This is a genomic window from Micromonospora sp. WMMD812 (genome assembly GCF_027497215.1).
Classification (GTDB): Bacteria; Actinomycetota; Actinomycetes; order Mycobacteriales; family Micromonosporaceae; genus Micromonospora.
The window spans coordinates 755,618-775,412 of record NZ_CP114904.1 but is presented as its reverse complement, the minus strand read 5'-3'; the positions used below and the strand labels follow the sequence as shown (position 1 = coordinate 775,412).

Genomic DNA, 19,795 nt, shown 5'->3' with positions numbered 1-19,795 from the left:
AGCAGGTGAGCAGGCCGATCTCACGCGGCATCGTCGGTCTCCTCGATGCTCTCCTGAGCAGGCGCCGGCGGGATGGGGAAGTTGCGGTTGAAAATGTTGTCGGGGTCGTACGTGGCCTTGATGGCGCGCAGCCGGCGGAGCGTGGGCTCGGGAAAGGCGTCCCGCAGCCGTTCCGGGCCGGTGTCGGACTCGAAGCTGAGGTACATGCCGTCGAGGTGCGCGTACAGGTCGGCCCAGTGCTTGTCGAGTTGGGGCCGGCGCTCCGGCACGGTGGCGGCGAGCACCGAGAAGTTCTGGGCCCGGTGCGCGTACGCGGTCGCGTCGCGGGCGACGTCGTTGACGGCGCCGCCGACGGAGCGGAACTGCATGATCATCACGTCGCCGGAACGGATCATGATAGCCATCGCGTCCGCCGCCTCCGGCGTGACGTGGTGCAACAGACCACTGTGGCTGTCCACCAGGCCCTGGCCGCGATGCTGGTTTCCGGGCGGCGCGACGATCGCCGGGTAGGGCACGAGCTGAGCCTGCTGGTCGAGGATCGGCCCGATCTCCAGGAACGGGCTCAGGACTGACTGCGCCGCATCGACGTCGTCCCCGGCGTAGACGAGGGTCACCTGGGCCATCGGCGGGTTGCCCCGGCGGGCCGGGAACAGGGCGAGGAAGCTGGTGAGCTCCCGCGGCGCGTCCTCGACGAGGCGGCCCCAGTGCCGCAGCAGGCCGGCGGTGTCGCTCGCGTCGACGACGAGCTGGGCGTAGACGACGTCGTCGACCTCGTACGCCTCCAGTTCGAGGGCGGTGACGACACCGAAGTTGCCGCCGGCGCCCCGGATCGCCCAGAACAGGTCGGGGTGGTGGTCCTCGTCGACCCGGAGCAGGGCGCCGTCCGCGGTGACGATCTCGGCGGCGACGATGTGGTCGATGGTCAGGCCGTACCTGCGCACCAGGTAACCGATCCCGGCGGTGGTGGCGAGGCCGCCGACGCCCACGTCGCCGTAGTCACCCGAGCTCATGGCCAGGCCGTACGGGGCGAGCGCCCGCGCGACGTGTCCCCAACGGGCGCCCGGCTCCAGGCGGATCCGCCGGGTGGCCCGGTCGAGCACCTCGACCTTGTCCAACCGGGACAGGTCGAGGACGATCCCGCCGTCGTTCGTCGACCGGCCGCTGATGCCGTGGCCGCCGCTGCGCACGGAGATCGGCACGTTCTGGGCACGCGCGTAGGCGAGGGCGTCGGTCACCTCCGCGGGGCTCCCGGGTCGGATGACCAGCGCCGGCGACCCCTGCCAGCTGTAGCTGTGGCGTACCCGCTCGTACTCCGGGTCGCCGGGCTCGACGGCACCGGCGGCCAGCGACGCCGGCAACGCGTCGTAGTCGACGGCGGGCAGGCGCTTGGCCAACGCGATGGACGACCGGGCCGGTCCCGTCGCGGTCCCGCTCCCCCGGCGCTCGCCGGCGACGGCCTCCCGCAGCGCGGGGGCGATCTCCTGCCCGAAGACCTGGATGAGACGTGGGTCGTCACGGCCGATGAGGAAGGCGCTGAACCCCTCCTCGAGCACCAGCGGAAGGAGTTGGTCGACCCACTGCTCGGGCGGTCCCTGGAGGAAGCCGCGGTCGGTCGGCGAGACGTCGACCTGGAAGAGGTTGAGCAGCCGGCGGATCTGTCGGGGGTCGCGTCCCGCCGCGACCGCCGCCTCGTCGATGAGCCGGTTGGCGGTGACGCGGTCCGGCGACCGGAGGTATTCGAGGGTCGGCAGCCAGCCGTCGGCCTTCTGGCCGGTCAACGCCAGCATCCGGGGCTGGTAGGCGCCGAGCCAGATGTCGATGTCGTGGGCCGGCGTCGGGCCGCGCTGCATGCCCGGGATCGGGTAGTGCTCGCCGTCGCGCCGCAACGGGCCCGGCGCGGTGTCGTCCCAGACGCCGCGCAGGACGTCGATCGCCTCGCGCAGCGCCGCCACGCCCTGCCCGGCGGTCAGCCTGCGGCCACCCATGCCCTCGACGCCGTCCCGGAACGCCCCGGCGCCCAGGCCGAGTTCGAACCGGCCGTGGGAGAGCAGATCGAGGCTGGCCGCGGCGCGGGCCAGGACGGCCGGCGGCCGTAGCGGCAGGTTCAGGACGTTCGCGGAGACGCGCAGCCGCTCGGTGCGGGCGGCGACCCAGCTCAGCAGGGTCCAGGTGTCGAGGAACTCCGAGTTGTACGGGTGATCCTGGAAGGTGGCGAGATCCAGACCCGCCGCCTCGGTCAACTCGGCGAGCGCCAGCACCCGGTCGGAGTCCTGCGCACTCGGTGTGAGGAACGTCCCGAACAGGAGTTCGTGGCCGTAATCGGGCATCGCCCTACTCCCCATCTCACGATCGTTGGTCAAGAAAGAAGTCTATTCAGCAGATCTTTTGACCGACAACCTGTTCTGCCCGCAGGGCATTCCCACCGGCCGACACCTGGAGCGGCGCGTCACGCGGACGCCGGGCGAGGAAACCTCAGAGAGCTTCGGGCAACCAGGGTTCGAGCGCGGTCGGGTCGGCCACGGCGGACCGCACCTGTTCGCGCTCCTGGGCGGTCAGCCGGAGCTGCTGGAGCCGGGCGCCCCAGTCGGGTATGCGTTCCGGCTCCGCCAGTGCGCCCGACAGCTCGATCAGCCCGGCGAGCGCGTGCGCCTGCTCGAGCGGGGTCGCGGTGTCGCCGTGCCGGCGCAGCCCCGAGTTGAGCGCCCGGAAGGCCGCCCGGTCGTCGGTCTTGAACTCGCGCAGGATCCGCGCGTTGTCGAGGACCCGAGACAGTCCCTCCAGCCGCTTCGAGCCGCCGTAGTCCAGTTCCTCCGGCTCGTCCCGCTGAATGAAAATGATCGTGTTTCCGGACGGATCGACGATGCTGAAGCGCGACGCGCCGGGCCGGTAGCGGGTGATCCGGGGGCGGCCCTTGGCGAGCACCTTGCCATGGTTGCGGCGCATCGCCTCGGTGAACGCCGCGTGGTAGGGCGCCACCGCGTCGACCATCACCAGGCAGCCGCCGGTGTTCTCGGCCGCCGGATCCAGGCCGGCGGGCGCGCCGCCGTAGTGCAGCGCGAACCCGCTCCACTCGACGGCCAGGTACACGTACGGCCGGGTCTGCTCGTAGGTCACCGTGAATCCGAGCGACCGCCAGAACGCCAGGGTCTCCTCCGCCGACACACAGTGCAGCAACGGGACCGTCGTCTCGTTCGGCCGTACACCGGTCTCCGTCATCATCAACTCCCGGTCCGGTCGACGGCCCGGCCATTGTGTCAGGATCCGGCACACCTCCGCCCCGGTCGGGGCCGCCGCGGCACTGGACGACGAGGGAGCGGCGGTTCGTGACCACCGCGGAGGTGCGGCCGGCCGGCCCGCGCCCTCGGGTTCGGGGCGGTCGGGTCGAACCCGACCGCGCGTCATGCCAGCGGCGGCGCTTTCCGGAGGAGTGGCCCACGGACGGGCGGCCCGGCTGGTCGCCAGCCGGGCCGCCCGATCGGTCGTGGGGTCAGCCGCCGAGGCTCGCGGCGGCCGAGGCGATCGCCGAGGCGAAGTAGCTCACCTGGGTGTAGACACCCGGGTAGTTGGGCCGGGCGCAGCCGTTGCCCCAGCTGACGATGCCGACCTGGATCCAGGCGTTGTTCGCGTCGCGGCGGAACATCGGGCCACCCGAGTCGCCCTGGCAGGTGTCCACCCCACCGCTGGTGTACCCGGCGCAGATCTCCTCGGCGGGGATGACGTCTCCGCCGTAGTTGGCGTCGCAGGTGGAGTCGTTGACGAGCGGGACCGTCGCCTTGAGCAGGTACCGCTGCTGCGGGCCGCCCTCGCGTGCGGCGCCCCAGCCCGCGACGGTGAAGGTGCCGTTGTCGTACGCGGTCGTGTTGGCGATCTTCAACGTGCTCAGGCCGGTGACCGGGGTGGCCAGCCGGATCAGCGCCCAGTCCTTGCCGTTGCCGTTGTAGCCGGGGGCCCGGTAGACGTAGTTCGACCGGACGGTGATCCGGCTGGACGACTGGAGGTCGACCACGCCGAGCGTCGCGGTGATGCTGGTGTTGGCGCCGGTGGAGCCCACGCAGTGCGCCGCCGTGAGGACCAGCCGCGAGCTGTACAGGGCCCCGCCGCAGCCCATCGAGAGCCGCACCATGAAGGGGAACTCGCCCTGCGCGGCACGGGTGCCACCGACGACGTACGGCGTCATCGTTCCGCCGTCCGCGGCCGCGGGCGCCGCGAGGGTGATGCCGCCCGCGGTCACCGCGGCCAACGCGGCGGCCAACAGGCCGGTGAGGGTGCGCCAGCGAACCATACGTTCCTCCGCATCAGGACTGGCACGCCTCGTGAGCGCACCTTGTTCACGATTGCGGCCATCATATTGAGATCAATGAATCGCTCGGCACATACCCTCTGGGTCGTACCCCCGCGTTATGGATCGCGGCGGTCGAAAGTCGGTTGCTCCGCGCGGCGGACTCCGCGAAGGTGATGCCATGACGTTCTGACGGACCGCATCCCGCCTCCGAGGCCCCGCCGCGCCGATCGGCGCCCTCGTGCCGTCCGCCCATCCTTCTCAGCGAAAAGCGAGCGTCGTTGTCTCAGCACCTCTCCCGGCGGGAGCCTGCGCCGCAGCCCGCCCCGGCCACCGTCACCGTGTTCGCGTCCCCCACCAGCTGGATCGAGTCCGAGGCCCTGGCGCAGTGTCGGCAGGTCGCCGCTCTCGACGGCATGATCCACGTCGCCGGCATGCCTGACCTGCACCCGGGCAAGGGCGCCCCCATCGGGGCCGCCATGGCGTCGACCGTGTTGTACCCGTTCCTGGTGGGCTCCGACATCGGGTGCGGCATCGCCGTGTTCCCGGTCCGGCTCAAGCGCGCCGTACCCGAGAAACTCGCCGCCCGTTTCCCCGATCTCGACCGCGCGCTGGACCCCGAGCGGGACGCCGACGACCCGGCCTGGGCCGTCCTGGACGGCGACGTGCCCGCCGGTCACCTCGAAGGACTGGGGACGGTCGGTCGGGGCAACCACTTCGTCGAGTTGGCGCGGGTCGAGGCGGTCTTCGAGCCGGCCCACGCGAGCCGACTCGGGCTCACCGACGGCGACCTGGTGCTCATCGTCCACAGCGGTTCCCGCGGGTTGGGCGAGCGGATCCTGCGGGCGCACACCGAGGTCCACGGCGCGGGCCCGGCCGCGGATCCCGCGGCCTACCTGGCCCAGCACGACGAGGCCGTGCGGTGGGGCTCGCTCAACCGTCGGCTGCTGGCCGCCCGGGTCGCCCACACCCTGGGCTTCGCGCCCACCGAGCCGATCGTGGACCAGTGCCACAACCTGGTCGAGGTCCGCGACGGGGTCTACCTGCATCGCAAGGGCGCGGCCCCGGGCGACGGCCGCGACGTGCTCATCGCCGGCACCCGGGGTACCCCGTCCTACCTCGTGGCCGCCCACGCGGGCCGGGAGGCCAACCACTCCGTGGCGCACGGCGCGGGCCGCAAGATGTCCCGTGCGGACGCCCTGCGCCGGGGTCGGGCCAAGCACACCGTCGAGGAACTGCGTCGCACGCCGCTGGGCTCGCTGGTGGTCTGCGGCGACCGCCAACTCCTCTTCGAAGAGGCGCCGACGGCCTACAAGCGCATCGAGCACGTGATCACCGACCTGGTCGACCACGAATTGGCCACGCCCGTGGCGACCACGGTGCCCCTGGTCACCTACAAGACACCCGATCTCGGCTCCACGCCCCGCTCGGACCGCCGGGACGACCGTCGCGGGCGGGGTCGGCGATGAACGTCCACCTGCTCCTGTCGGCCGGGCGGGGGCCTCAGGAATGCGCCTGGGCGCTGGCCCGCCTGCTGCGCCGGCTGGAGGCCGACGCCACCCGGCAGGGTCTGACCACCGCCCGCGCCGAGACGGTGCCCGGTGACCGGACCGGCACCTACCGGTCGGTCCTCGTGCGGATCGCCGGTGTCCACGCCGACGCGTTCGCCGCCTCGTGGACCGGGACGCTGTGCTGGCAGGCGCCCAGCCCGTACCGGGCGGGCAGCGGACGGAAGAACTGGTACGTCACCGCCCGGCCGTGCGAGGTCGACAGCCCGACGACGACGTTCGCGGAGGCGGATGTCGACGTGGTCGCCTGCCGGACCGGTGGCCCCGGCGGTCAGCACCGGAACAAGGCCAGCACGGCGGTCCGGGCGACGCACCGCCCCTCGGGCATCGTCGTCGTGGTCGACACCGAACGGCAGTCCAGCCTCAACCGCCGCATCGCCCTGCAGTTGCTGCGTCAGCGCCTCGCGCACACCGACGAGGCCGCCCGGCGCGCGGTCACCACCGCGCGCTGGCATCTTCACGACGAACTCGTCCGCGGCAACCCCGTCCGGACCGAACGTCCCCGATCGGCACGGTAACCGGGAGGAAGGCGGTACTTCTACGCACCGCGCGGCTGATATTCGCCGGGCGGACTCCCGATCGGAGCCCGAACGATTCTTCTTCTCGGATTTCTCCGGATCGACACAAACACCCGCCCGCCCCGCCGTTACCCGATGCATATCCCACCGGACGGGAATCGGGCCGACCCAGCCGATAGATTGACCGCTCACCTATGTGTTCGCCCAGGTCGAGCGCGCTCTTCGGATCGGCGAATAGGTTGTCCGGGAAACGACATCCACCCGCAGCCGTCGGATAACCGTCACTGTCCCCAATGCCACCATCGACCGTCATCGGTCGCGTTTTGGCCCGACGGAATCCGATTCGGTGCGGGCTCTGCACATTTGCCATCGTCTACATGTCGCCAACCGGTCAAAGGCTTTGTCGAGCGACGCCGAATACGCATGCTCTCCGGGGGCCCAAACAGCGGCCCGGTCGACACAGGGCCGGACGACGGCCCGACGTTGGGGGGAGGAAATCAATGTTCGGTACGAAGGCCACCAGGCCCGCGAGAACGGCGCTCGCCGTGATCGTGCCGGGCGTCATGGTGGCACTCGCGGGGGGCGCCGGTCCGGCGTACGCCGCGGATCCGGACGAGTCCACGAAGGCGCGCACCACACCCGCCTACCAGCTGGCTCGGGGCGAGACGTGCGGGCTGCGCCCGTCGGCCGGCAAGAGCCTGAAGGACGAGACGCTGAGCTGCCTGGGCGTCGAGACGAAGCTCGACCGCACGCCCGCGGTGGGCGAGACGGCGACGCTGCGGGTGACCGTCCGCGGCGAGGGGAAGATCGGACCGAGCGACATCAGCGTCACCCTCCCGGCCGAGCTGGAGTGGGTGCGGGCGCCGGCCGAGCTGGGCGTCCAGGCGCAGCGGAGCGTGCAGCCCGAACGGGCCGGCGCGGTCTCCGTCGCGCGGACGACCCGCGCGCTGCGGGCCGGTGAGAGCGTCGCGTTCAACGGCGTGGTTCGCGCGGTCAAGGCCGGCCAGGTGCAGATCCAGGCGCGCGCGACCGCGCCGTACGGCAAGGACGTCCAGGCCGGTCAGGATGACGTCTTCCTGACCATCGGGGAGAAGGCCGGACTGTCCCGGCTCGGCCACGCGACCCCGACGGGCGACAACGCGACCAGGACCGTGCCCACCTCGGCGCGGGTGCCGCGGCCCTCCGGGCAGACGCCGAAGAGCGTCGGTCCGCAGAGCGTGGCCGGCGAGGCGCGGGCGGAGGCGACCGCCAAGGGGTTGACGGTGATCAGCCCGCAGGCGCCGTGCGACACCCGGGTCGCCGGGAACTGGAGCTTCCAGGACCAGGGCGGCGGCTGGCACAACCAGATGAACATGCAGGTGCAGGTCTGGGACGACGACACCTTCGGCGACGCCCTGCTCGCCACCGGGGTGACCGACGGGCTCGGCAACTACAACATCTGCTTCGACTCCCAGGTCGAGGGGTGGCCGGACAGCGGCACCGCCGACATCTACGTCCGCTTCATCAGCTCGAACTCGCTGTGGCGGGTGCAGCGCGGCGGCAACCCGTTGACGTTCCAGACCGGGACGACCAACGACGTGGCCACCGGCAGCACACTGAACCTCGGTCCGCTCACCGCCGCCGACGGGGCGCTGCAGCGCGGCCTGCACGCGTACGACTCCGCCAACGACGCCTGGCTGTGGGTGCCGAAGCCGACCAACCTGTGCTGGGACCAGGACGACGCGAGCTGCCGGCAGGTGGTCGTCAACTGGGCGCCGGACTCGACCGACGGCACGTACTACAATCTGGGCAGCAACCAGGTCCACCTCGCCGCCGACGACCCGAACGCGCCGATGACCGTGGTGCACGAGATCGGCCACGCGGTGATGGACGACCTGTACAACGACAGCTTCCCCGCCGCGCCGAACTGCAACCCGCACAGCGTCACCGGCACCAGCTCCGCGGGCTGCGCGTGGACCGAGGGCTGGGCGGAGTGGTTCCCGGCGACGGTCTACAACGACCCGTTCTTCCGGTGGCCGAGCGGCGCCTCGCTCAACCTTGAGAATGCGAGCTGGGGCAACGGCTGGGGCGAGGGCGACACCACCGAGGGGCGGGTCGCCGCGGCGCTGATCGACATCACCGACTCCGCGAACGAGGGCACCTGGGACCGGTACGGCGAGGGTCCGTTCAACATCTGGACCACGTCCCGCCGGCACAACTCCGCCACCTTCGCCGCCTTCTGGAACGACCGCGCCGCCGACGGTTTCAACGTGGCCGACTCCGGCGCACGGGCCTCGGTCTACCAGAACACCATCGACTACCAGTTCCGGGACCCGCTGGGCAACTACGCCCCGCTGACCCGCCCGACACCGACGCCGCCGCACAACTTCGGCTACTCGACCTCGTCGCCCTACTGGTCGGTCGTGGCGCTCAAGCCCAACTCGGGCGACCTGGACCTCCAGCTCTACGACGACCGGGCACAGGGCGTCTACCTGACCGGCAGCGCCTGGGGCGGCACGGCCATCGACTTCGTGGCGGTGGACTCCAACCGCCGGGCGCTGGGTGACTACTACCCGCGCGTGACCAACTGGTCCGGCGGCGGTGGCTACCGGGCCGAGCTGGCCCAGGGTTCCACCGTGCTGAACGCCGGCAGCAGCACGATCGCGATGGGCACGAACAACGTGGTCACCGTGCGGGACGCGTACCTGACCGCCGGGGTGCCGGTCACCATCTCGGTGGCAACCACCAACGTCGGTCAGGATTCCGAGCTGTTCGTGCTGGACAGCGACCCGGCCAACTCGGCCACCTGGATCCGCTCCCGATCGGGGGCCGTCGCCGCGGCGACCGGCGGCGGCGCCGGGGCGACCGAGACGGTCACCTTCACCCCGGTCCGCACCGCCTGGTACGGAGTCGTGGTGATCAACAAGGCCGGTTCCGGGAACTACACCCTCAGCCGGGCCTGACCATCCGTGAATCCGGACGACCGGTCCGGGGGCGCCAGCGCGGCGTCCCCGGACCGCCGTCCGTCCCGATGACGCCGGTGCCGGAGATCGTCCGACCCGCCTGGGTGGAACCGGCCACATGGCTCCGGCGTCCGACCGGCGTACCCGTGACGTGGGAGGCGACGATGCACCGAGGCCGAGCGGCCGCCCTGCTGGCCCTGTTGGCAACAACGGCCACGGTCGGTGGCTGCGCCACCCCCGGTGACAGCGGTCCGCGGCCACCGACCGGCACGGACTCGCTGGTGCTGCGGCTCAGCGAGTTGCCCGGCATGCTGCCTCCCGGCGGCGCGGCCGCCGTACCCCCGAGGTTCTCGCTGTTCGGTGACGGCCGGCTGATCAGCGTTCCGACCGGGCCCGCCGGCGGCTGGCCGCGACTGCGCGAGGACCCGGTCCCGCCGGACGGCGTACGCGAACTGCTCCGCCGGGCCGCCGCGGTGCCGGAGCGGGCGACGGCCAACGACCCCGACGGGCCCGTCGTCCGGGTCGTCATCGGCTCGACCGACGGGCAGCGGACCGTCACGCTCCCCCGGGCCGACCCGGCGGCCACGCGGCTGGGGGAGTCCCTCGCCCGGTACGCCGCCCGCCCGCCGGTGCCCTACCGGCCGAACGCCGTCGCGATCGTCGCCACCCCGGTCGACACCCCCGAGCCGGCGCGGCCCTGGCCGTTGCCGGCGCTGGCCGGCGAGCCGCTGGCCGGCACCGCGGCCGGTTCCACCTGCCTCGTGCTGTACGGCGCCGACCTGGACGCGGTCCAGCGGGCGGCCGCCACCGCCGACGCCGCCACGCCCTGGCGCAGCGGCGGACGGCTGTGGCAGGTGACGCCGCGACCGCTGCTGCCGGACGAGGCCGGCTGCGCGGACCTGTGAGTCGGCCATCTACTCGTTGCGGGCCGCCTCCGGCCCGGTGAGCCGGCGCAGCAGCGGCAGCGTCGAGGCGATGATTCCCAGCGACACCGCCAGACCGCCGACGACCAGCACGTAGTACGACAGGTGCGGCGCCAGCAGCGTGTAGCCCAGCTGGGCCCGGAGGAACAGATGCGCGGCCAGGAAGCCCATCCCGCTGGCCACCACCGCGACGAGCAGCAGCGGCGCGACGGTCTCCAGGGCGACCACGCGACGCAGCGTCCGCAGCCGAACCCCGGTGAGCCGCAGCATGCTGAACGGGCGCTTGCGGTCGCTCAGCCCACCGGCGACACTCACCGCCAGGCTGCACCCCGCGATCGGCAGGCTGGCCAGCATGACCACGTTGGCCAACTGCTGGAACTGCCTCAGCAGGCGCGCGGAGGTCGACTCCCACTCGGCGGTGCTGATCGGAAACCGCCCCGCCGGAAACGTGTCGATCAGGATCGTCCGGGCCCGCTCGAACGCCGACCGGTTGGTCGTGTTGACCACCACCGACAGGATCGGCTGCCGGTCGACCTCCGCGGGATCGACGTCGGCCGCCTCCCAGACGTACGTGTCGTTGGTCAGGTCGAACGCGCGCAGGCCGATGAGGTCGTCGGTCACGGCAACGACCTGCGTGCCGGTGGGGCAGCTGCCGTACACCGCGAGGCGGTCCAGCTCGGCGCAGGTGATCACGCCCCCCCAACCGTCCGGGTCGGGGTTCCGGTGCACCAAGGCCACGCTGCGCACCCCGGGAATCGTCGCGAGCTCGGCGGGGATCTGGTCCGCCGTCGGCGGCGGCCCGTCCTCGGGCCGGAACCACTTCGACAGTGACGTGGCGGCAATCGAGTCGGTGCGCGGCTCGCCGCGGTTGGCGACGTACGTCGTGATCGTGCCGGTCGCCACGCTGGTCACGAACAGCGCCACGATCAGCCCGCTCACGGATCGGAACCCGGCCTGCGGGTTGTCCGACAGACGCCGCGCGGCGATGAGGGTCGCGGGGCGGCCCGCCCGCCCGGCCAGCAGCCGCGCGGCGATCATGGTCAGCCAGGGCCCCGCCAGCAGCAACCCGGTCAGGATCAGCAGGAACCCGGAGAGGTACGCGGCGAGCTGGCCGTTGGTCGTGGGAGGGCGTCGGCCGATGAAGTACGTCAGCTCCGCGAGCCCGACGACCAGCGGGACCAGCCGCCAGACGCGCGGCGGCTTCGGGGTCACCCGCCGGCTCACGCCCAGCGGCGAGATCTGCACCCGCCGCAGGGCCAGCCACGAGGCCACGACGGCGCCGAGCGGGATGCCGAGCGCGACCAGCAGAACGTCGACGGCCGTGAGAGACAAATCGGCGGTGAAGAACGGCTCGCCGGTGAACGGAATCCCGGCGAGACCGGGCCGGACGGCGAGGAACAGGCCGAACCCGGCGACCGTGCCGACCGTGGCGGCCATGGTCGACTCGACCGCCGAGATGACGGAGATCTGCCGCGGGGTGGCGCCGACCAACCGCATCGCGGCGAAGCGCTGCTCCCGGCGGGTCGCGGCCAGCCGGGTCGCCGTGCCGATGAAGATGAGGACGGGGAAGAGCAGCGCGGCCGCGACGACGGAGAGCACGAGCGCCATCCCGTCGCGGTTGATCCCGACGAAGCAGCCCTTGCTGCAGTCGCTCGGCGACGTGGTCATGATCTGGCTGACCCACTGGGCCCCCAGCCGCTCCAGCTCGGCCGGGGCGCGGCCGACGACGACCAGCAGCGAGTCGGGGGACGGCAGGCCTGCCCGTCCGATCGTGCCGACCTCCCGGCCGGGGAACCGGTCCCCGAGCTCCGCGGCCGGCGCGCTGTCCAGCAGCTCACCGAGGGCGGGCGAGACGTAGAACTCCCCCGGCCCGGGCAGGCGCGGGATGCCCGGTGGCACGGGTGCGTCCGGGCCCAGCGCCGCCACCTCGACCCGGCCGATGGAGTCGCCGTGGTAGTAGTCCTCGCGGACGAGCCACCACATCGCGTCGGCCGACGCGTCGGAGGAGGTCGGGGCGACGGCCGTGTTCAGCCAGGAGTACCGCTGGTTCTGCGCGTCGACCGCGTTCATCCCGGCGAGCGTCGCCAGGAGCATGCCGACGCCGAGCGCCACCGCGGTGGCGATGATGACGAGCCGGGCGGCGGCCTCCCGGCCGCCGGACAGGGACAGCCGCAGCGCGAATCGGATCACGAGTGCACCAGCGCGTTCACCTTGCCGTCGCGCACGATGACCTGCCGGTCGGCGTACGCGGCGACGCGGGCGTCGTGGGTGACGAGCACGACCGTCGTGCCCTGATCACGAGCCGAGCTGACGAGGAGGTCCATGACCTGCTCGCCGGTCAGCGAGTCGAGTGCCCCGGTCGGCTCGTCGGCGAACAGCGCCCCGGGCCGGGCGACCAGCCCCCGGGCCAGCGCGACCCGCTGCGCCTGCCCGCCGGACAACTCGCCGGACCGGCGCTGTTCCAGCCCGGCGAGGCCGAGCCGCTCGAACCACGGGCGCGCCGCACGGAGGGCGGCCGCCCGCTTGACGCCGCTGAGCAGCAGCGGGAGCGCGACGTTCTCCTCCACGGTCAGCTCCGGCACGAGCTGTCCGAACTGGAACACGAACCCGAACCGGTCCCGGCGCAGGGCGCTGCGCCGCTGCTCGCTCAGGGTGTCGATCCGGTGGCCGTCGAAGTAGATCTCGCCGGCATCGGGTACGAGGATCCCGGCCAGGCAGTGCAGCAGAGTGGACTTGCCGGAGCCGCTCGGACCCATGATGGCGACGATCTCGCCCGGGGCCACCGAGACACTGGCGCCGCGCAGCGCCGGGGTCTCGCCGAAGGACAGGACGACGTCGCGCGCTTCGACGGCCTTCATCCGCGCGCCACCACCTTGCGCAGGGCGTCCAGCCGGGCGACGGTGGCGTCGATCCAGTGCAGGTCGGCCTCCAGGTGGAACAGGCCGTGGTCGGCCAGCAGGGTGTCGACCAGGTCGCCGCCGCGCTTAATCTCGGTGAGTTCCGTCATCCGCCGCAGGTGGGTGGCGCGCTGGACGTCGAGGTACTCCTCGGCGGCACGGCCGAGCATGAGGGCCAGCACGACCTTGGTGAAGAGCACCGTCTGCAGGTTGGGTTCGGCCTCGACCGGCTCGGTCAGCCACGACTCGACCTCGGTCGCGCCGCGTTCGGTGATGACGTAGCGCTTGCGCTCGGGCCCGGCGCCCGGCTCGACCTCGCCGACCACGATCTTTCCGTCCCGGACGAGGCGGCCCAGGGTCGAGTAGACCTGGCCGAACGGCAGCGGCTTACCGCGGCTGAAGAAGGTGTCGTAGTCGCGCTTCAGGTCGTAGCCGTGGCTGGGCTCTCGTTCGAGCAGGCCGAGGAGGGTCATGGGAACGCTCATGCCGCGACCATACCCCGGATGTATACCTCGCGTATATACCTTCGGTGTACGTCGCCCCGCTTCGTCGCTGTCCGCGCCCCGGTCCGCCGCCGACCCGCCGGCCCGATGGGACGGTGTAACAGGCACCCGGGCTGATCGCGCCTGTACCGGTGTGAAGTCGACCCTGGATGACGGCACGGTCGCGCCCGATCTTTCGTGGATCGCGCGTGAGCGGGCAGCGCTGGTGACCATCGCGGACGCGATCGCGGCCGCGTCGGTCGGTAAGGGCCAACGGGTGGCGGTGGCCTGTCCGAACTCCCACCTCGGCGTGGTCGATCACCTGGCGCAGGCGTTGCACGCCCGTGGCCGGGCCTGCCGCTGCCTGCTCACCGAGCCGAACCTGGTGGACGGTGGCGATCCGCCACCGGAGCGGCGGACGGGCTCGTCCGTCGTCGTCATCACCAGCGGACTCCTGACCGAGACCGATCGTGGCATGAAGCGCGTGACCATCGCCGTGACGGCCGGCCCCCCCAACGGCGGACGATGGCGCATCTGGCCGACGGCACACGAACGCGGCGCCCTCAGGATTGGTCGACGCGCCCGACATCCTCCTCGACTACCACGGCCCGGGCGGGCCTCTGATCCGCTACATGGCGCCCCACCTGTCAACGGGCCGCCGACGGTAGGCAACGCCGACGCGCTTCCTGCCCGCTGTCCGACGCAGCGGCCCGGTCACGCGCACGACGTCGCCGCCGTCGGCCAGCCGCCTCAGCGGTCGGCCGGGTCCACGTGGTCGCGCCAGGAGTGCCGAGGCTCGTAGCCCAGAACCCGCCGGGCCTTGTCGATGCTGAGCAGGGTCTCGTGCTCGCCGAGGTCCTTGCGGACCTCGACGTCCGGATACACCTCGGCCATGAGACTGGCGCTGGACCGGCTCATGACGGTGTCGGCGTTGGCGATGATGAAGACGTCGGCGCCGGGCCGCTCGTGCGCGAGTGCCCGCTCGACCGCCTGGGCCCCGTCGCGGGCGTCGATGTACCCCCACAGGTTCCACCGGCGCAGCCGCGGGTCGGCGTCGAACGACGGGAACGGCGCGTAGTCCTCGACGTCCATGACGTTGGAGAACCGCAGGCCCACCATGACCAGGTCGGGGTCCCACCGGCAGAAGTGCCGCGCCATCTCCTCCTCCAGCACCTTGTTCAGCGAGTAGGTCGACTCCGGGCGCGGTGCGTACTCCTCGTCGACCGGCGCGTACGGCGGCGGGGTGTCGAACGGCAGGCCCAGCACGGTCTCGCTCGACGCCCACACCACCCGCTTGATTCCCGCGGCCCGGGCCGCGGCGAAGACGTTGTACGTCGCCGCGGAGTTGTTGGCGAAGGTGGTCGCGTTGGGCAGCAGCCCGGGGGCCGGGACCGCGGCCAGGTGCACGACCGCGTCGACCCGCCCGCCGTGCTCGTCGGCGCTCCCGGTGAGGGCCTCCACCACCTGCCCGTAGTCGGTGAGGTCCAGGAGGAGGAACTCGCCGTCGACGTCTCGGGGGTCGCGCCCCGCGGCGCGGTCCACGGCCAGCACGTCGACACCCACGGCGCGCAGGTGCGCGACCACCGCGCGACCGAGCTTGCCGTTGGCTCCGGTGACGACGACGCGCCCGGGCAGTGCTGGCGGGGGAACAGAACCGGTCATGGCCACATCCTGTCCTGCGCCGCCCCGCACCGCGCACGGGGGTCCGCGGCCCGCCTCAGGTGGCGGCGGACTCCCCCGGGACGGTCGCGGGCCGGGTGCCGACGCGGGTCACCAGGTAGCCGAAGGCGGCAGCGGTGAAGAACATGACGATGCCGTAGACGGCTCCCGGGATGGCCATCTGCGTGCTGTCGAGCAGCGCCGGGCTCAGCGCGATCGTGATGGCCAGCGTGCTGTTGTGGATGCCGATCTCGAACCCGGCCGCCGTCGCCGCGCCCCGGTCGACCCCGGCCAGCCGCGGCACCCCGTACCCGATCGCGAGGCTCAGCAGGTTGAACGCGAGCACGGCCAGGCCGACCGAGACGAAGTAGTCGGCGATGTTCTCGCGCTCGCCGAGCACGGCGCCGACGACCACCGCGACGAGCACGACGACGGACAGGGTCCGGACGGGACGGTGCAGGCGTTCGGCGACCCGGGGCGCCCGGGCCCGGACCAGCATGCCGATCGCGACCGGGACGAGCACGATGGCGAACACCTGCAGCACCTTGTCGAACTGCAGGCCGATGTTCCGTCCGTCGGCCAGGAAGTGCGCCGCCGACAGGTTGACCACGACCGGCAGGACGAACACGGCGAGCACCGAGTTGATGGCGGTCAGCGTGATGTTCAGGGCCACGTGGCCGCCGAACAGGTGGCTGTAGAGGTTGGCGGTGGTGCCACCGGGGGACGCGGCCAGCAGCATCATCCCCACGGCCAGCTCCGGCGCCAGGTCGAAGGCGACGACCAGGCCGAAGCAGAGCGCCGGCAGGATCAGCATCTGGCACACGAGCGCGATGGCGGCGGCCTTCGGGTGTCGGCCCACCCGGCGGAAGTCCGCAAAGGTCAGCCCGAGACCCAGGCCGAGCATGATGATGCCGAGGGCGATGGGAAGTCCGATAAGGGTCACGGCGGAGTCCATGACACCACATCGTTACCACCCGGTAACGCCCTCACAATCCTCCATCTGGGCGGCGCCGCCGGCCGCGCCGGCGGTGGGCGACGCCGCCCCCACCGCCGACGCCTGCTCAACGGACGAGCGCGGTGCTGCGGGGCGGGGTGGCGGTTCCGTGGACCCGCTTGGCGTGCTTGGCGTAGAGGCGCGGACCGATGACCGGCATGAGCAGCCGGGCCGGCAGCGGCGCGTGCGCGAGTACCGCCTTGACCACCGCCGGGTCCGCCTCGTACATGGCGATGCCGAAGGCCAGCGGAAGGGCCTTCTTCGGGGCCTTGCTCATCCCGTGCTCGCCGAGCCCCTTCCACTCGTCGGCCGTGACGTACTTCTCGGCCAGCGGCAGGATCTCCCGCTCCTCCAGCGCCATGTGTTCGACCAGCGCGTCGTACAGGCCGTCGAGGGCGACGGCGAGTTCCTCGCCGCCCCGTCCGGTGGCGCGCCAGACGGGGAGAAGGCCCACCACCGTGTCGTGGGCCCTCTCGATGGCGTGATGCTGTGCCTCCATCGTCGGGACGACGGCCGCGGCCTCCGCGCCCCCACGTTCCTGCAACCGTGGCCAGAGCAGCAGGTCCTCGCCCTCATGGTGCATGTGCAGGATGAGGCAGAGCAGTTCGGCGTGGGCGCCGACGACCTCCGCGCGTCTGGTGTCACCCGACCTGACGTCCCGGACGAGCTGCGGCAGCAGCCCGAATTCGCGCATGGCGGCGTGGGCCATGTACATGTCTCGGACGTCGGCCATGCGTTCGTTGTGGTTCTGGTTCACTGCGACCTTTCGGAACATCGGAGCGAGGGGCTGTCTGCTCGCGGATCGGTGCGGCGAGAAGCTCCGGAGGAGTGGCGGCTGCCACGTCCACCTGACCGGCCCGGGCGGCGCTGCCCAGACCCGCGCGGCCGCGCGCGGCACGCGGTGTGCCAGCCTTCCAGGCACCCCTAGCGAACGACTTGGAATCCGCCAACCGCACGCCGGCGGCCCGCCCGGTCAGCCGGTGAGCGCGCGCTCCGCCTCGGCCAGCCAGTGCGGCGCGCCCCACCGGCGGGCCACCCGCACCGCGAGCGCGAAGTGTCGCGCCGTCTCCTCGGTGTCGCCCGTGAGGCGGAACAGCTCGCCGAGCGTCAACGCGACCGGGCGCAGGGCGACGGTGGTGCTGGAGAAGCCGGCGAGTTGGTCCCGCACCGGCAGCAGCGCGTCGATCAGGGGCGGGGCCAGGTCCCTGCGGTCCAGGGCGACGGCGACCATGGCCCGCACCGTGAGCAGGGCCGACTGGAAATAGTCGGGGCGGTGGACATGTCCCCCGACGGGCAGGGCCCGCGCCTCGTCGAGGCGGCCGCTCTGGATGAGCGCCAGCGCCAGGAAGTCGTCGACCAGCGGGCCCAGCGCCCGCCGGACCAGCCGGCTCGGCTCCAGGTGCTCGGCCATCCGCCCCTCGGTGACCAGCAGCGTCGCGGTGGCGAAGTAGTGGAACGCGTCGGCGTGCAGGGAGCCCTGGCGCCGCATCCGGTCGGCGGACTCGTCGTAGCGGCGCTGCGCCGTCACGAGATCGCCGGCGATGTGGGCGAGGGCGGCCTCGGCGCCGAGGCCGATCACCCGCGCCTCGTTGAGCCGGTAGGTGTCGGCCATCGCCAGCTGCCGGTCGACGCTGGCGCGGACCTCGTCCGGCTGGTTGAGCGCGGCGGCGACCTGGCTGAGGACCTGCTCGGCGAGCCAGCGGTAGGTCACGAAGCCGTGCGTGGTGGCGAGGTCGCGCAGCTCCGCCGCCAGCTCCCCGCGTTGGCGCGCCTCGCGGTCGAAGCGCAGGGTGCGCAGGCGGGCCGCCAGTCCGAGGGCGAGCAGCTCGGGGTCGCCGAGGTCGCGCGAGATGGCGAGGGCCTCCCGCCCGGCTTCCGGGCCGCGCGGGTCCGCCTCGCCGTCGATCTCGTGGGTCAACGTCTCCAGCAGTCGGCACCGGTCGACCGGGACCAGGCCAGGGGTGCGCAGCAGCCGCGTGAGCAGGTCGACGACCCGGTGGTCCACCACGCCGTACGCGCGGATCGACCACGGCGTGGGGACGGTCCACGCGGTGAACGCCGCGATGAGCAGGTCGTCGCGACCCGACGTCACGGCCACGTCGATCGCGCGGGCGCGGGTCTCCCGGGCGGCGGCCACCGCGCCGGCCCGGGCCTGCGCCCGCAAGAGCCGTCCCAGCAGGTCGACCCGGAGCGCCGCACTGTCCCCGGCGACCGGACCGGCGGCGTCCAGCGCGTTGGTGAGCAGTTCGACCGCGGCGTCGTGCGCGTAGCGCCGCTCGGCCAGCTCGGCGGCCCGGATCGCGTAGTCGACGGCCAACCGGACGGTCTCGGAGGAAGCGGCGCGGGCGTAGTGGTGGGCCAGCGCGGGATAGTCGTCGGGGCGCAGCCGGCGGACGCAGGCGGCGACGCGGGCGTGCAGGCGGGCCCGGCGCGGGTGGGAGATGTCGGTGTAGACGGTGTCGTGGACCAGACCGTGCGTGAATCGGACCCGCCCGGGAGCGGGTTCGGTGAGGAGGCCGGCGATCAGCCCGGCGTCCAGCGCGTCGAGAACGGCGCCCTCGTCGGTGCCGGCGGCCTCGACGAGCGTCTCGACGTCCGCCTCCCGACCGACGACGGCGGTCAGCCGCAGCAGCACGACCGCCGGTGCCGGCAGCCGGGACAGGCGCCGGCGCAGCACGTCGCGTACGCCCGCAGGCACCTCGGAGACGGCGACGAGCGCGCCCTCGGAAGCGAGCAGCTTGGCCGACTCGCGGACGTAGAACGGGTTGCCGCCGGTGCGGGCGGCGAGCGCGGCGACCGTGTCCGGGTCGACGGCCCGGCGGGCGAAGGCGCCGACGAGCCGCTCGACGTCGGCCGCCGGCAGGCCCTCCAGGTGCAGCCGCCGGGGTGACCGGCGGGCCAGCGCGGCCAGGGTGCCGGCGAGCCGCTCCCGGTTGTCCCCCGGCCGCAGCGCCACCACGAACAGGACCGCCGCGTCGGTCAACTCGGTGGCGCTGGTCAGCAGGAGCAGTGTCTCGGTGTCCGCGGCGTGCAGGTCGTCGAGGAGGACGGCGAGCGGCCGGTCCGCCGCGGCGGCGCGCAGCCAGGCCAGGACGGCGCGGTGCAGGTGGAACCTTCCGGCCGCGACGTCCGCGCGCGGGTGACGCGCGCTGTCGTCGAGCAGCGGGGCGAGCGCCGGGGCGAGGTCCCTGGGGGGCGCGGTCACGGCGAGCCGCCGGAGGACCTCGACCCAGGCCCAGGCCGGTGGGGCGCCCTCGACCTCGGGGCAGCGGCCGGCGACCACCGTCCAGCCCTGGGCGGCCAGGTCGTGCCGCAGTCGGCTCAGCAGGCTGGACTTGCCGGCGCCGGCCTCGCCGGAGACGACCGCGACGCGTGGACCGTCGGCGACCGCCTCGGCGGCGGCCGCCGCGAGGGCGGCCAACTCGGCCTCCCGGCCGACGAACAACGACCGCTTCGGCAGCGCCGCCGCTGCGCAGGGTCGCGTCCAGGAGCAGCTCCCGGGCGACGAAACGCAGCTCCTCCAGCCGCGTCAC

At 72.7% G+C, this 19,795-nt stretch carries 15 protein-coding genes; 5 read left to right on the top strand and 10 right to left on the bottom strand.

What is annotated here, in order from left to right; genetic code table 11:
* Nucleotides 1-20: 20 nt before the first annotated feature.
* The 3 genes from O7603_RS03500 to O7603_RS03490 all read right to left on the bottom strand — a co-directional run bounded on the left by O7603_RS03500 (nucleotide 21) and on the right by O7603_RS03490 (nucleotide 4,282).
* Nucleotides 21-2,360: an LLM class flavin-dependent oxidoreductase gene (locus O7603_RS03500; protein ID WP_281574234.1), complete on the bottom strand. Its 2,340-nt coding sequence runs from the start codon at nucleotides 2,358-2,360 to the stop codon at nucleotides 21-23.
* 112 nt (nucleotides 2,361-2,472) lie between these two features.
* Nucleotides 2,473-3,216, bottom strand: a complete 744-nt coding sequence (locus O7603_RS03495; protein WP_281574233.1) for a glyoxalase — start codon at nucleotides 3,214-3,216, stop codon at nucleotides 2,473-2,475.
* Nucleotides 3,217-3,487: 271 nt separating this feature from the next.
* Entirely contained in the window at nucleotides 3,488-4,282 is a 795-nt protein-coding gene (locus O7603_RS03490; RefSeq protein ID WP_281574232.1) for a serine protease, read from the bottom strand.
* A 278-nt stretch (nucleotides 4,283-4,560) separates the two neighbouring features.
* On the opposite strand from O7603_RS03490, the gene O7603_RS03485 reads away from it, so the two are divergent.
* The 4 genes from O7603_RS03485 to O7603_RS03470 all read left to right on the top strand — a co-directional run bounded on the left by O7603_RS03485 (nucleotide 4,561) and on the right by O7603_RS03470 (nucleotide 10,212).
* On the top strand, nucleotides 4,561-5,748 hold the full coding sequence (locus O7603_RS03485; protein WP_281574231.1) for an RNA ligase RtcB family protein: 1,188 nt from the start codon (nucleotides 4,561-4,563) through the stop codon (nucleotides 5,746-5,748).
* On the top strand, nucleotides 5,745-6,365 hold the full coding sequence (prfH, locus tag O7603_RS03480) for a peptide chain release factor H (protein WP_281574230.1): 621 nt from the start codon (nucleotides 5,745-5,747) through the stop codon (nucleotides 6,363-6,365). The genes O7603_RS03485 and prfH overlap by 4 nt, the downstream gene beginning before the upstream one ends.
* Before the next feature lie 500 nt (nucleotides 6,366-6,865).
* Nucleotides 6,866-9,307 (top strand): hypothetical protein, encoded by a 2,442-nt coding sequence (locus O7603_RS03475; RefSeq protein ID WP_281574229.1) that lies wholly within the window; start codon nucleotides 6,866-6,868, stop codon nucleotides 9,305-9,307.
* 164 nt (nucleotides 9,308-9,471) lie between these two features.
* Nucleotides 9,472-10,212 carry a hypothetical protein gene (locus tag O7603_RS03470; protein ID WP_281574228.1) on the top strand — a complete coding sequence of 247 codons (741 nt, stop codon included), beginning with the start codon at nucleotides 9,472-9,474 and terminating at the stop codon, nucleotides 10,210-10,212.
* Between the two features lie 9 nt (nucleotides 10,213-10,221).
* On the opposite strand, the gene O7603_RS03465 is transcribed toward O7603_RS03470, so the two are convergent.
* From O7603_RS03465 to O7603_RS03455, 3 genes are read right to left on the bottom strand one after another with little or no spacing between them, the layout of a single operon-like run.
* Nucleotides 10,222-12,420, bottom strand: coding sequence for an FtsX-like permease family protein (locus tag O7603_RS03465; RefSeq protein WP_281574227.1), 2,199 nt, complete (start codon nucleotides 12,418-12,420; stop codon nucleotides 10,222-10,224).
* Nucleotides 12,417-13,088 carry an ABC transporter ATP-binding protein gene (locus tag O7603_RS03460; protein WP_281574226.1) on the bottom strand — a complete coding sequence of 224 codons (672 nt, stop codon included), beginning with the start codon at nucleotides 13,086-13,088 and terminating at the stop codon, nucleotides 12,417-12,419. Before O7603_RS03460 ends, O7603_RS03465 begins: the two co-directional genes overlap by 4 nt.
* A complete protein-coding gene (locus O7603_RS03455; protein WP_281574225.1) occupies nucleotides 13,085-13,612 on the bottom strand; it encodes a PadR family transcriptional regulator in 528 nt (175 codons plus the stop codon). Before O7603_RS03455 ends, O7603_RS03460 begins: the two co-directional genes overlap by 4 nt.
* Before the next feature lie 151 nt (nucleotides 13,613-13,763).
* On the opposite strand from O7603_RS03455, the gene O7603_RS03450 reads away from it, so the two are divergent.
* Nucleotides 13,764-14,411, top strand: a complete 648-nt coding sequence (locus O7603_RS03450; protein ID WP_281574224.1) for a hypothetical protein — start codon at nucleotides 13,764-13,766, stop codon at nucleotides 14,409-14,411.
* Here the strand turns inward: O7603_RS03450 and O7603_RS03445 are convergent.
* From O7603_RS03445 to O7603_RS03430, 4 genes are all read right to left on the bottom strand, one after another.
* On the bottom strand, nucleotides 14,360-15,271 hold the full coding sequence (locus O7603_RS03445) for an NAD(P)-dependent oxidoreductase (RefSeq protein ID WP_281574223.1): 912 nt from the start codon (nucleotides 15,269-15,271) through the stop codon (nucleotides 14,360-14,362). The two genes, O7603_RS03450 and O7603_RS03445, sit on opposite strands and share 52 nt — an antisense overlap.
* 55 nt (nucleotides 15,272-15,326) lie before the next feature.
* The gene (locus O7603_RS03440; RefSeq protein WP_281574222.1) at nucleotides 15,327-16,223 is read right to left on the bottom strand and encodes a bile acid:sodium symporter family protein; all 897 of its coding nucleotides are present in this window, start codon (nucleotides 16,221-16,223) and stop codon (nucleotides 15,327-15,329) included.
* Nucleotides 16,224-16,329: 106 nt separating this feature from the next.
* Nucleotides 16,330-16,995, bottom strand: a complete 666-nt coding sequence (locus tag O7603_RS03435; protein ID WP_281574221.1) for a hemerythrin domain-containing protein — start codon at nucleotides 16,993-16,995, stop codon at nucleotides 16,330-16,332.
* A 240-nt stretch (nucleotides 16,996-17,235) separates the two neighbouring features.
* Nucleotides 17,236-19,707, bottom strand: coding sequence for an AAA family ATPase (locus tag O7603_RS03430; protein ID WP_281574220.1), 2,472 nt, complete (start codon nucleotides 19,705-19,707; stop codon nucleotides 17,236-17,238).
* Nucleotides 19,708-19,795 lie beyond the last annotated feature (88 nt).

Coding starts and splice junctions, on each gene's coding strand:
- O7603_RS03490 (WP_281574232.1), bottom strand. CDS start 4,282: ATGGTTCGCTGGCGCACCCTCACCGGCCTGTTGGCCGCCGCGTTGGCC.
- O7603_RS03475 (WP_281574229.1), top strand. CDS start 6,866: ATGTTCGGTACGAAGGCCACCAGGCCCGCGAGAACGGCGCTCGCCGTG.
- O7603_RS03440 (WP_281574222.1), bottom strand. CDS start 16,223: ATGGACTCCGCCGTGACCCTTATCGGACTTCCCATCGCCCTCGGCATC.
- O7603_RS03495 (WP_281574233.1), bottom strand. CDS start 3,216: ATGACGGAGACCGGTGTACGGCCGAACGAGACGACGGTCCCGTTGCTG.
- O7603_RS03445 (WP_281574223.1), bottom strand. CDS start 15,271: ATGACCGGTTCTGTTCCCCCGCCAGCACTGCCCGGGCGCGTCGTCGTC.
- O7603_RS03435 (WP_281574221.1), bottom strand. CDS start 16,995: ATGGCCGACGTCCGAGACATGTACATGGCCCACGCCGCCATGCGCGAA.
- O7603_RS03455 (WP_281574225.1), bottom strand. CDS start 13,612: ATGAGCGTTCCCATGACCCTCCTCGGCCTGCTCGAACGAGAGCCCAGC.
- O7603_RS03470 (WP_281574228.1), top strand. CDS start 9,472: ATGCACCGAGGCCGAGCGGCCGCCCTGCTGGCCCTGTTGGCAACAACG.
- prfH (WP_281574230.1), top strand. CDS start 5,745: ATGAACGTCCACCTGCTCCTGTCGGCCGGGCGGGGGCCTCAGGAATGC.
- O7603_RS03460 (WP_281574226.1), bottom strand. CDS start 13,088: ATGAAGGCCGTCGAAGCGCGCGACGTCGTCCTGTCCTTCGGCGAGACC.